The following is an 11,908-nucleotide window of genomic DNA, read 5'->3' as shown; positions in this document are numbered from 1 at the left end:
AGTCCTGTTCCCAAAGCCGACTCGACAGCAAATAAGAGAGTTTATTATGTCTAAATATCAAGAAGCGAAACGCGTTGTACGTGAATACTTCAGCGCAATGGAAAACGCAACTCACGAGAACGTGGCAGAAGTACTAAAAGCACACACTTCAGAAGATTACCTATGGCGTGGTGTTTACCCATTCCGTGAGCAACAAGGCGCTCAAGCAGCGGCTGACGTTTTCTGGGCTCCTTTGATGAAATCAATGACTCGCATGCAGCGTCGTCAAGACATCTTCATCGGTGGTGAGAACGAAGTAACATCAGGTGAAATCTGGGTAATGAGCATGGGTCACTTCATGGGTCTATTCGACGCTGAATACCTAGGCATGCGCCCAACTGGCAAAATCATGAACATCCGTTACGCAGAATTTAACTGTGTTGAAAACGGCAAGATCACTAAGACTGGCCTATTCCTAGACCTTCTAGGCGCAATGGACCAAGCGGGTTGTTACCCACTACCACCATCAACAGGTAAGCACTTCGTATACCCTGGTCCTCGTAACCACGACGGTCTACTGTTCGAAGACGCAGCACCAGAAGAAGGCGTAGCAACACTAGCACTAGTGAACAAGATGGTTGATGACCTATCTGCACTGAACGACAGCGGCGCTATGGGTTGCCCACCAGAAGTTCTTGAGAAGAGCTGGTCTAAAGACATGATCTGGTACGGTCCATGTGGTATCGGTGCGTCTTACACAATTCCTCGTTACCAACAGCAGCACCAATTGCCGTTCCGTAACAACCTGAAAGACAAGAAGTTTAACGGCCACGTATGTCGTTTCGCAGAAGGTAACTTCTCTTGTTTCTTCGGCTGGCCAAACCTATCTAACACGCCAATCGGTGGTTTCCTAGGTATGACAGGTGGTGAAGTACGTGCAGACATGCAAGTGGTTGACGTTTACTACCGTGACGGCGACAAGCTATCTGAGAACTGGGTACTGATCGACCTTCCTTACTGGCTAAAACAGCAAGGTCTAGACGTGTTCGAGCGTACTCAACAGATCCTAAACCCTTCTCTATAAGAAGTCCTAGGGGCGGATTGTCAACCCGCCTTTATGTTGCCTGAATCCCCTCTCGGTTCAGGTGACATGCTCCCAACTCGTGCCTCAAGGATGGGGCACAACCTCAAGATAGAACCCTTATTCAAAACGGGCATGAACGCACGGTGGCTTTCTGCGCCCTGAATAATGAGATTGATGATGAAAAAGTCGACCCTTTCTGCAGTGATTTTAGCAGCGCTTACTTCTAGCTCAGCCTTTGCTGCACACACTTTTGTTAATGACGCTGGCGACAGCCTAACCATCGATGGCCGTTTCGATCTTCGCTACCAAGACCGTGGCGGTGATGACAACGGCGAATGGAACAGCGGCAGCTCACGTTTCGGTTTGAAAGGCCAAATGGGTCTGGATAACGGCTGGACTGGTTTCGGTCACGCGGAATGGGGCTACAACTCTGGCGCGAACGGCGACAACATTTACGACCGCTTGCTATACGCAGGTGTTGATCACGAAAAATACGGCAAGATTGCTGCGGGTACTAAGCAGTGGTCTACCTTCTACGACGTAGCATGGTACACCGATTTAGGTCGTGTATTCGGTACTCGTGGCTCAGGTGTTTACAATCTAGCTGACTGGGGTATCGCATCCGGTGCTGGTCGTGCAGAAAACTCAATCACGTACCGTAATTCAATCAATGAAAAAGTGAGCTACGGCTTTACTTACCAAACCACGCGTGAAGATGTTGCTCTAGCAAGCAATGCGACAGCCTCATTGAAAAACGGCATGGGTGCGTCGATCACTTACAAACCGGTTGATGGCGTAACACTGGGTGCGGCTTACCATCAAAATGAAGTTGCGGATCTAGACGCAAGCGTGGTTGGCGTAGAAAACGGCGACAACATGCGCATCATGCTATTGGGCGCGAACTACAGCAACGGTGGCTTCTACGCGGGTGCGACTTTCCACGTTGGCGAAAACTGGGAAGCAGTGAGTCAAGGCGGTACGGACGTGATGTTCGATACCCTAGGTGGCGAAATCTACACTTACTACCACTTCGACAACGGCCTACGCCCAACGTTGAACTACAACTACATGGAAGATCGCGGTGACGAGACACAAGGTTATGAGCGTAACTTGCTGATTCCTGGTCTTGAATACCACTTCCAGAAGAACAAATTCCTAGTTTGGACTGAATACCAGTTCGACCTAGGTAAAGATCAGTACGATGGCAGCAAATTCGAAAACCGTGATGATCAATTCGCGGCAGGTATTCGCTACTACTTCTGATAATACTCATCGCTCACCACCTATACCCAAGTAACCTTAAGGTGGTGAGTGATGAAGTTCTTATCAACACTAAGCAAAGTTATCTTGAAGCCAAGTAGTCATCACTTCACTAATAATTAAAGGCTGCTCAAGCGTAGATAGATGCCCACACTCAGGGATAACATGAAGCGTGACGTTTGGGATGCATCTCTCCATGAGCAGATGATTGTCTAGCGGACAAAGCTTATCTTCTTTACCTGTTATCACCAACGTAGGAGCTTGAATGTCCGCCAATAAAGGTCGAGCATCCGGGCGAGTTGCTAACGCTTTAGCATGTGCTTCAAATGCCTCCAAACCTACATTGACCGCCATGCCTTCTATACGCTCAGTTAACGCTTTGTCTTGCAAACGGCTTGGATGAATCAGCACAGGCATCAGAGTGTCAGGCGTAATGCGTTCAAACTCACCACTTAACGCACGGCTAACCAGTGCATCACGCTTTTGTGTCACCTCTGGCTTTTCATCTGCTGCATTGGTATCCATGAGGATCAAGCCTTTGACTCTGTTTGGCGCTTGACGGTACACCTCAAAGGCAAGAATCCCACCCATTGATAGGCCACCCAAGACAAACTCCTGCGGTGCGTCTTGCAACACTTTCTGCGCCAGCTGTTCCATTGACGGCAATGAGGCCAGCGTCGGGCATGAAGGCTCAACCCAACTTGGCAACGCTCGGTTGACTTCCTCAAACAATGTGCCATCACAAAGTAGTCCGGGTAGCCAAACTAACGAGGTGGGTTGCGTCATTTTATTCTCCTGCCAGCGGCTTTGGTTGATCAGAGCCAAGAATGCAATACGTCAAACTATTACCACGCAAGTTCGTCAGTGAGTATGACGCACCTTCTGGAACATTCAGCACATCACCGCGCGTTAAAACAACACTCGCTTGTTCGCCTTGATGCGTGAGGACCACTTCAGTATCGCCATCAAAGTTGATAAGCACTTGTTTTTCTTCTCGGCAGTGTTGAGGAATCGAGCCACCTTCAGAAAGCTCATAAGCCATGATGCTCACTTCATCTTCACTCTTTACTTGGAAGTCATAACTCGCCAAAGGATGACCCGTTAAGGCGTATTGTTTCACGTTGCTTCCGCCGAAATCGCCTTTGATTTCACGATAATCTTTTTGCAGAGCGACAAATGGCATCATCTCTTCTGCGGTGTAGGTATCGAAGGTCGCGAGCTCTTCTTCGGTAAGCAGCGGTATCAATTCTGATTCTTGTGGCACCGGGTCGCCATTAATGGTGTCCACGAGTGTGCCATCGGCTTTGAGGTATAAACCATAACCTTGACTGTCTTTAATAACGTTTGGATGCCAAATAACGCCGCCACCTGAATCGTCGCCGCCAAGTACCGAGAACATAAAGCCGTAATCGCGGCCAACCACTTCAAATCCACGGAAGAGATTGGTTGGAATCGAGATGACGTCACCGTGAGACAACACCGCCTCGTGCTCTCCATCGTTCCCCCAATAAAAACGGAACTGACCTTTGAACACCAAGAAAAGCTCAGCGGTGCGATGAGAATGTAACGAATTTTTGATGCCCGGCGGTTGGCCTGCGGCACCAATATTAAAGCCCGCCGTATCGCGAATATGAACATGCTGACGACTGCTCTCTGCCACCCCTGCACCGATAATACAAAAGTTATCTTTGAGATCACTGCCTGGCGTGCGCGCATCAATAAACGCACTCGTACCCGGAATCAGTTCCATGTAGCGGACCAGATTATTATTCATTTTAGATTGTAGAGTCATTGTAAATCCTTGTTGTCCTTGTTTGGACCTAGCCTTTGAATTGTTAGTTACAGACCGAAAGTGTGTTACAGACCTAAAGGTCGCCCACCATCAACCGCGATGGTATTGCCTGTCGAGAAGGTCAAAACTTCTGCTGCGGCGTACACGGCTTGAGCGACTTCTTCATCATTGGCTAAACGCTTAAGCGGTGTGGATTGTTCTTGTTGATTACGCCATGCGTCATCCAAGCCTTTGACAAACTCAGTGTCGACAAGCCCTGGAGCAACAGCCAAAACGCGAACCTCGGGAGACAGAGCGCGAGCTAAAGAACGGGTCATGTTCTCCGCGGCAGATTTACTTGCACAGTAAGCAATGTTGCTCCCCATCGCAGTCTGTGCCGCGATAGAAGTAATGTTCACCACACAACCATTGGCTTGCTTAAGCCAAGGCTCAAACGCTCGAACCATGGCAAAAGGCGCACGGACGTTCACTTGGAAAATTTGGTCAAACAGTTGATCATCTAAGCTTTGCAAATCAGAGTGCGCGACGAATTTCGTCATCCCCGCACAGTTGACCAACAAATCCAGCTTGTCGCTTATTTCACTGACTTGATGTTTAAGCTGTTCAATCGCACTAGAATCTGCCACGTTCAATTTGAATGCTAGATGCTCGTTACGTGGCAGCGAGGAAAGCACATCCTCGGCCGCTTTATGATTACTGTTGTAAGTCAGAATTACGCGATATCCCGATTCAGCTAGCTTGCGACAAATGGCGGCACCCAGTCCGCCACTGCCGCCTGTGACTAAGGCAAGTTTCGACATATTACGCCTCTTCTACTTTGCCTTTGTAACGGCGCACACGAATATCCGCTTGCTCTTTGTGGCCAGCAAAACCTTCGAGTGCACACAAGCGAGAGCAATACTCACCGACTTTGAGGGACGCAGCTTCCGTTACACGCTGGTAAGTACAGGTTTTGATAAATTTACCTACCCAAAGACCACCGGTGTATCGCGCCGCTTTCTTCGTTGGCAGTGTATGGTTGGTACCAATACATTTATCGCCGTAAGAAACGTTGGTTTCACGACCTAGGAACAAGGCACCGTAGTTGGTCATGTTATCTAGGAAGTATTTAGGATCTTCCGTCATCACTTGAACGTGTTCAGAAGCGATATCGTCTGCCACTTCCACCATTTCTTCGTAGCTATCACACACAATCACTTGTCCGTAATCTGCCCACGCTTTACCCGCGACTTCAGCCGTTGGGAGAATGGTTAACTGACGTTCGATCTCTTTAATGGTTTCTTGCGCAAATGTTTCGCTATTGGTCAACAATACAGCGGGAGAGTTGTAACCATGCTCAGCCTGACCAAGCAAGTCTGCCGCTGCCAATTCCGGGTCACAGCCTTTCTCATCAGCAATGACCAAGGTTTCCGTTGGCCCTGCAAACAAATCGATACCAACGCGACCAAACAACTGACGTTTTGCCTCTGCCACAAATGCGTTACCCGGCCCTACAATCATATCGACTGGCGCAATAGTCTCTGTACCAAGAGCCATTGCACCTACCGCCTGAACACCACCGAAGCAGTAGATTTCATCCGCACCCGCCATTGCCATCGCAGCGACAATCGCGACGTTCGGCTGGCCGTTAAACGGAGGCGCACAAGCAATAACACGTTTTACGCCCGCGACTTTCGCCGTCAGTACACTCATGTGAGCGGATGCAACCAATGGGTATTTTCCACCAGGGATGTAACAACCCACGCTGTTGACTGGAATATTTTTATGCCCCAGTACCACACCAGGCATGGTTTCTACTTCGACGTCTTTCATTGAGTCACGTTGAATTTGAGCAAAGTTTCGAACTTGTTGCTGAGCGAACTCGATATCATGACGAGTCGATTCATCAAGCGCATCCACACAGGCTTGGATTTGCTCTTCTGACAGGCGGAATTGCTCCGGCGACCAGTTATCAAACTTTTCAGACAACTCACGTACAGCGCTATCACCTTTCGATTCAATATCAGCAAGAATGTTTTCAACAATCTGACGCACTTTTGCGTCGTTTGATGCTGATACTTCTTCAGTGATTCCGTTTTTTAAAATGCGTGCCATTGGGTTTCTCCTTGAACATTGAGGCTGACGAACGGTTATTTTTATGCTTTTGGATACGAATGCAAAATCAGATTAAACACTTAATTAACATTTGACAAGTTAAGTCAACAAACCACAAAAACAATCCTTAAGCCTTTGCATTTATTAGTTTAAACAAATAAAAGCAAGTAATAAGGACCTTAATTGAGTTTAATTTTTAATCAAAAATGAGTTTTAGATCACATCATTTTTACTCATCATTTACATTTCTACATGTTAGTTTTTGCATACCTTTGCAAAGGAGAGAATCATGAGCAATTTTAAACAACGTCTGAATCAAGAAACGATATTAGGTACATTTGTTAAAACCCCTCACCCTCACATTATCGAAGTATTGGCACTGGCAGAGTTGCCTTTTGTGGTACTGGATGCAGAGCACGCACCTTTCGATCGCTCCTCGCTTGATCTGTGCATCATGGCGGCCAGAGCGAATGACCTCGCGTGCGTGGTACGAGTACAAGACAGCGCCCCTTCAACCATTTTGAACGCGCTTGACTGTGGCGCGGCGGGTGTACAAATTCCCCATGTTTGTACTGCTGAGCAAGCGACGCAACTGGCGAAAATCTGCCATTACGGAGAAGGTGGCCGAGGGTATGCTGGTTCCAGTCGAGCAGCGCAATACGCCACTAAGCCCATGGTTGAACACTTAAAAGACAGCCGTGCGAATACGATTGTCATTGCACAAATTGAAGACCCTCAAGGGGTTGAAAATGTTGAAGCGATTGCCAATGTTGAAGGAATTGATGCGCTCTTCATTGGCCAAGTTGATCTCACTGTCGCTTATGGTGCTGATAGCGTTCATGATGAGAAAGTCGCACAAGCAAGTATGCGAGTAATCGAAGCGGCCAGAGCCGCCAATAAACCTGTTGGCATGTTTGTCGCGACGGCTCAACAAGCTCGGGAATGGCGTGAACTCGGCGTTAGCTTCTTTTGTGTTGGCTCTGAACACAAAATGATCATTGATGGCTTCAAGCAAGAGAGAAATGTGATGAATTCTTGAGTTTTCTCTGATATTTACGCCTTATCAATGTAATGCTCTAGACACAGAAATCCCCTAGCCCATACACTCAGCACGTATGAGAAGGTTCAATGGCCTTAAATAAGGAGTATCACCATTAAAGCGAAAGTAACTTCGATCGACGTCGCGAAGATGCTCGGCGTCTCTCAATCGACGGTATCTAGAGCATTCAGCCCGACTGCGAGTATTAGCGAGAAGAAACGCAAAATGGTGATGGATGCCGCAGCTAAGCTCGGATACACACCGAATGCCATCGCCCGAGGTCTGATTTCGAATCGTTCAGGCTTAGTGGCGATTGCGTTAGATAGCGAATCAAACCCAATGTACGACATGCAATCTCGTGCTTTGGCTGTCGAAATTCAAAAGCGAGGCGGACAAGTTGTGCTTTGCCCTATCGACAAGGACGACCTCGATCTCGCCATTTCACGCGCCATTGAATACCAAGTGGACGGACTCGTTATCGCCACCAGCCGTTTAACCTCACGCGCGTTTGCCCAATGCGAAAAGTTTGGCGTTCATTTAAGCTTGATCAACCGCTACGCCGAGGGTATTAATGCCAATAGCTCTGGTATTGATAACCGATTGGCGGGCCAACAAGCAGCCGAGTATTTAACGCAGAAAGGCGCAAAACAGTGTGCTTACATCAGTGGCGATGCTGGCTCCATGACCAGTGAAGAGCGTTGGCTGGGTTTCTCTTCAAAATTGCAAGAACTCGGCTCCCCGTCACCAACCTTTATCCAAGCCAAGTACAGCTTTGAAGCAGGCTTAGAAGCGGCGAAAGCGATCTTGTCGCACACTAGCAAACCCGATGCAATTTTTTGTGCAAACGACATCCTCGCCATGGGTGTGATGGATGGCTTGCGACAAGCCGGAGCAAAGATCCCCCAAGACTTCTCTGTGATGGGTGTAGATAACATTCCGATGTCTGCATGGCCGAGCTATGATTTGACCACCATTGCTCAACCAGTCGACAAAATTGTTAAACGAGCGGTTGAAGACTTGATGAATCGAATCAACGGCAACCTGGATGCAACTGGCGAATACCTTTTCGAGCAAGGCACCTTGATCGAACGTAGTAGCACCATTTAATAAATCCATTTTTATTCATTCTTCATAAAACAAAATGCCTTGCTTTCGAGTAAGGCATTTTCTGTGATCGCGATTAAATTTTCACCAATCGTTATTTAATACCTCATCAATTCATCAATCTTGTTATTGACTTGTTACTTTAATGTTTTATTTTGGATTCGTATGCAAAATGGATATGAATTGCTCAACTAATTTATAAAAACATAAAAAGTTGTGTGACTTGCCAACGAATGCCCATGGCAGGTCATACCAGAAACAAGGAAGAACGATGAAGAAAGCAATCCTTACTTCACTTACCGCATTGGGGCTTGCATTTAGCAGCATGAATACGTTTGCAACCAGTGTTATTCGTCTTGCTCATGACAGTCAAGAAACCTCTCCCGTACACAAAGCAATGCTCTATTTCGAACAAGAAGTGGAAGCTCGCTCAAACGGTGAGATAGAAGTTGAAATCTATCCGGCAAGACAACTAGGCGATGTGCGTGAGACGACTGAACTCGTACAGCAAGGCAACTTACAAATGACGTTTGGTGCGTCAGTTTTACTCTCTCCCTACGTCCCAGAGTTTAACGTGCTCGACGTGTTCTACCTTTTTGATAGCGAAGAGCAAGCACACAAAGCGCTCGACAGTGAGAAGATCGGACAACCATTGTTGAATGCTATGGAATCAAAAGGCTTTCATGGACTTGGCTTTATGGAGGTCGGCTTTCGTAGCGTGACCAACAACAAACAGCCAATTGATAGTATTGAGGACCTGAAAGGGCTAAAGATTCGCTCGGCATCTAACCCCACTCAAATAAGCGCGTGGAAATCTATTGGTACTGCGCCAACACCTCTGTCTTGGGGAGAAATTTTCACCTCGTTACAACAAGGCCTGATTAACGCTCAAGAAAGTGCTATCTACTCTATTTATGCCGAACGTTTTTACGAGGCACAAAAGTACCTCTCTTTAACTAACCATATATACACCAACTACGTGTTGTTCATGAACAAATCGTTTTGGGATTCACTGCCGGCCGCACAACAAGCGCTGATCAGTGAAGTAAGCAAAGAAACCATCGCAAAACAGCGTGAGCTCGCCGCTAAGCAAAACCAAGAAGTAATCAAAGAGCTCGAAGCAAAAGGCATGACGGTTAACATCGTCCCAGACGAGGTACGCAGCATCATGAAAGAAAAAATGAATGCAGCCGTGTACCAAGATCTGCGTAGCAAGACAGGTGAAGACTTGTTTGACAACGTGATTGCCGAGATAGAACGCCTATAACTCCCACTCTTTTGCACGATCTGGCAACAGGTCGTGCTTTCTCGTTTTGGAGGTGAACATGAAGTGGTTTCGCTTACTAGACAAATACCTAGAACCAACCCTTATCGTTATCGCGATCTCAACGATGACAACTTTACTGTGCTTGCAAATCGCCCTACGCCTGTTCGATGCAACGATCGCGTGGGCTGAAGAGCTGGCTCGTTATTTATTCGTATGGGCGATGTACCTGAGCATCAGCTACTGTATCCGAGATGATCGACACATCCGCATTCGTGTGTTCATCGATAAACTTCCGGGCAATTGGACGCAATTCAGTTTGATTGTCTCTGATCTTATCTACCTTGCCTTTAGTGCCACTGTCGCCTGGTTTGGATTTAAGGTTATAAACCGCAGCCTGCAACTCGGTCAGATTGCACCCGCAATGGAAATTCCTATTGCGTGTTTGTATGCCTCTGTTTTAGTTTGCGCACTATTAAGCTGCGCGCGCCTAGTGACAAGCATTTATCAACGTGTGAACGCGTGCTCCACCAGCAATGAACGAGTTCGCTTTTCTCGCCAACGCTATCGCCACATCAAAGCAAAGTATCGTACTTCTAACCGACTATTGGAGTTTAACGCATGACGTCTGCACTTTTGTTTGGCAGCTTTGGTCTGCTTCTGCTCATTGGCGTTCCGGTCGGTATTGCTCTGGCGGCAGCCAGTATGGTCGCGATATTAAGCCTGCCATTCCTTAACATCGAGTTTTTAGTACAAGGCTTGGTGACAGGGCTCGACTCCTTCCCTCTCCTCGCCGTCGTTCTTTTTACCTTAGCAGGTAACCTTATGAGCCAAGGAGGGATCTCAAAACGATTATTGCATGTGGCGGAGGTCTTCTTTGGCCACTTTACTGGCGGGCTTGGTATCGTGGCCATTGTGGCGTGTATGTTCTTCGCATCCATCTCTGGTACAGGGTCTGCCACTGTTGCCGCTATCGGCCTGACGATGATTCCTTCGATGGTGAAGAAAGGCTACGACCGCAGCTTTGCAGGTGCTTTAATCGCGTCCTCCGGCGGAATTGGCGTCATTATTCCACCCTCTGTGGTGATGATCGTCTACGCGATCACTGCTGAAGTCTCCGTCACTAAGATGTTCATGGCGGGAATCATTCCTGGCTTGGTCGTCGGTATGGTATTGATCGGCTATTGTCTAATTGTGTCAAAAATGCGGGGCTACACAGGTAACGAGCGCAAAGCGACCTGGGCAGAGCGTCTTGATGCGCTAAAAGAAGCCAGTTGGGCAATGCTACTCCCCGTGATCATTCTCGGCGGTATCTATTCTGGTATCTTCACGCCTACCGAATCAGCCGCCATCGGAGTTCTCTATGGCTTATTCTTTGGCATGTTTGTTTATAAAGAACTCAAACCAGCGCAAGTGGTGAAAATCATTCTAGAGTCGTCACTGTTAGTTGGCGCTGTGCTCGTCATTGTGGGTGCGTCCGTGACGTTTGGCCGCATATTGACCCTAGAACGTCTGCCGACTGAAATTGCTCAGTTCATTCTATCGATTACCGAAAACAAACTTCTGATACTGCTTTGCATCAATGTCCTGTTGTTGCTCGTCGGTACCTTTATGGAAACGCTGGCGGCCATTGTTATTCTCACGCCAATTCTGCTACCCATAACGTCAGCACTCGGCATGGACCCCGTTCATTTTGGTATCGTGATGATCGTGAACTTGGCCATTGGCTTTGTTACGCCTCCTTTAGGTGCCAACTTGTTTATGGCAAGTCAGGTAGGCAAAGTACCGATAGAGTCGCTCTCTAAAGCCATTATGGGCTGGATTGGGGCAATGATAGTGGCCTTGATGTTGATTACCTTCATCCCTGCCATCTCGCTATCGTTACCTGCGCTTTTATCCTGATCGTTGCACTCATAGAGCGCTTATGACTGTTATAGCCACTAGATAAACACCTTTCTAGTGGCTTATTCGTTATTTACTTCCGATTTAATAAAAAAGCCTTTAAGCATTCGTATGCAAAAGGAAAATTTGAAAGATATAAGGATAATTGACACCAAAATAGCTGAATATTAGCGATAAAGTCTATTTGGGTGCCTTGATCTGCATGATTATCAGTTTTGGCTTAATCATTTGTTTCCATTCAAACAGATAAAAATAAATTAAGCGATTAAAAAACAATAAGATATTAGGAAATTCATACAAAAAACTTTGACCTCCTTTCTTATTAACACGTCTCGATAAGAGATAGCTTCCATCTCTCCTGTACTTTTTTAGTTTGTTTTCCGCTCAATT

11 protein-coding genes are annotated in these 11,908 nt (G+C 47.1%); 7 read left to right on the top strand and 4 right to left on the bottom strand.

Going from position 1 to position 11,908, the window contains the following annotated elements:
- Positions 1-46: 46 nt before the first annotated feature.
- Both R7127_RS17625 and R7127_RS17620 read left to right on the top strand, forming a co-directional pair.
- Positions 47-1,063 (top strand): nuclear transport factor 2 family protein, encoded by a 1,017-nt coding sequence (locus R7127_RS17625; protein ID WP_005374772.1) that lies wholly within the window; start codon positions 47-49, stop codon positions 1,061-1,063.
- A gap of 177 nt (positions 1,064-1,240) precedes the next feature.
- Entirely contained in the window at positions 1,241-2,326 is a 1,086-nt protein-coding gene (locus R7127_RS17620) for a porin (RefSeq protein WP_017634480.1), read from the top strand.
- A 69-nt stretch (positions 2,327-2,395) separates the two neighbouring features.
- On the opposite strand, the gene R7127_RS17615 is transcribed toward R7127_RS17620, so the two are convergent.
- The 4 genes from R7127_RS17615 to hisD form a co-directional block, all read right to left on the bottom strand.
- Positions 2,396-3,109, bottom strand: a complete 714-nt coding sequence (locus R7127_RS17615) for an alpha/beta fold hydrolase (protein WP_138939483.1) — start codon at positions 3,107-3,109, stop codon at positions 2,396-2,398.
- Position 3,110: 1 nt separating this feature from the next.
- Positions 3,111-4,115 (bottom strand): cupin, encoded by a 1,005-nt coding sequence (locus R7127_RS17610; RefSeq protein WP_033906645.1) that lies wholly within the window; start codon positions 4,113-4,115, stop codon positions 3,111-3,113.
- A 65-nt stretch (positions 4,116-4,180) separates the two neighbouring features.
- Positions 4,181-4,915, bottom strand: a complete 735-nt coding sequence (locus R7127_RS17605) for an SDR family NAD(P)-dependent oxidoreductase (protein ID WP_033906644.1) — start codon at positions 4,913-4,915, stop codon at positions 4,181-4,183.
- Between the two features lies 1 nt (position 4,916).
- On the bottom strand, positions 4,917-6,209 hold the full coding sequence (hisD, locus tag R7127_RS17600) for a histidinol dehydrogenase (protein ID WP_170897379.1): 1,293 nt from the start codon (positions 6,207-6,209) through the stop codon (positions 4,917-4,919).
- Positions 6,210-6,498: 289 nt separating this feature from the next.
- On the opposite strand from hisD, the gene R7127_RS17595 reads away from it, so the two are divergent.
- The 5 genes from R7127_RS17595 (at position 6,499) to R7127_RS17575 (ending at position 11,518) form a co-directional block, all read left to right on the top strand.
- On the top strand, positions 6,499-7,248 hold the full coding sequence (locus R7127_RS17595) for an HpcH/HpaI aldolase family protein (protein WP_053307977.1): 750 nt from the start codon (positions 6,499-6,501) through the stop codon (positions 7,246-7,248).
- Positions 7,249-7,398: 150 nt separating this feature from the next.
- Positions 7,399-8,355 carry a LacI family DNA-binding transcriptional regulator gene (locus R7127_RS17590; protein ID WP_025768661.1) on the top strand — a complete coding sequence of 319 codons (957 nt, stop codon included), beginning with the start codon at positions 7,399-7,401 and terminating at the stop codon, positions 8,353-8,355.
- A gap of 268 nt (positions 8,356-8,623) precedes the next feature.
- Positions 8,624-9,619: a TRAP transporter substrate-binding protein gene (locus R7127_RS17585; protein ID WP_025768662.1), complete on the top strand. Its 996-nt coding sequence runs from the start codon at positions 8,624-8,626 to the stop codon at positions 9,617-9,619.
- Between the two features lie 58 nt (positions 9,620-9,677).
- A complete protein-coding gene (locus R7127_RS17580; protein ID WP_025768663.1) occupies positions 9,678-10,241 on the top strand; it encodes a TRAP transporter small permease in 564 nt (187 codons plus the stop codon).
- Positions 10,238-11,518 (top strand): TRAP transporter large permease, encoded by a 1,281-nt coding sequence (locus R7127_RS17575; RefSeq protein ID WP_041059739.1) that lies wholly within the window; start codon positions 10,238-10,240, stop codon positions 11,516-11,518. The genes R7127_RS17580 and R7127_RS17575 overlap by 4 nt, the downstream gene beginning before the upstream one ends.
- Positions 11,519-11,908 lie beyond the last annotated feature (390 nt).

This window comes from Vibrio sp. 1159 (assembly GCF_033340395.1).
Lineage (GTDB): Bacteria > Pseudomonadota > Gammaproteobacteria > Enterobacterales > Vibrionaceae > Vibrio > Vibrio alginolyticus.
The sequence above is the reverse complement of the archived record's forward strand: the minus strand, read 5'-3'. Positions and strand labels throughout refer to the sequence as shown.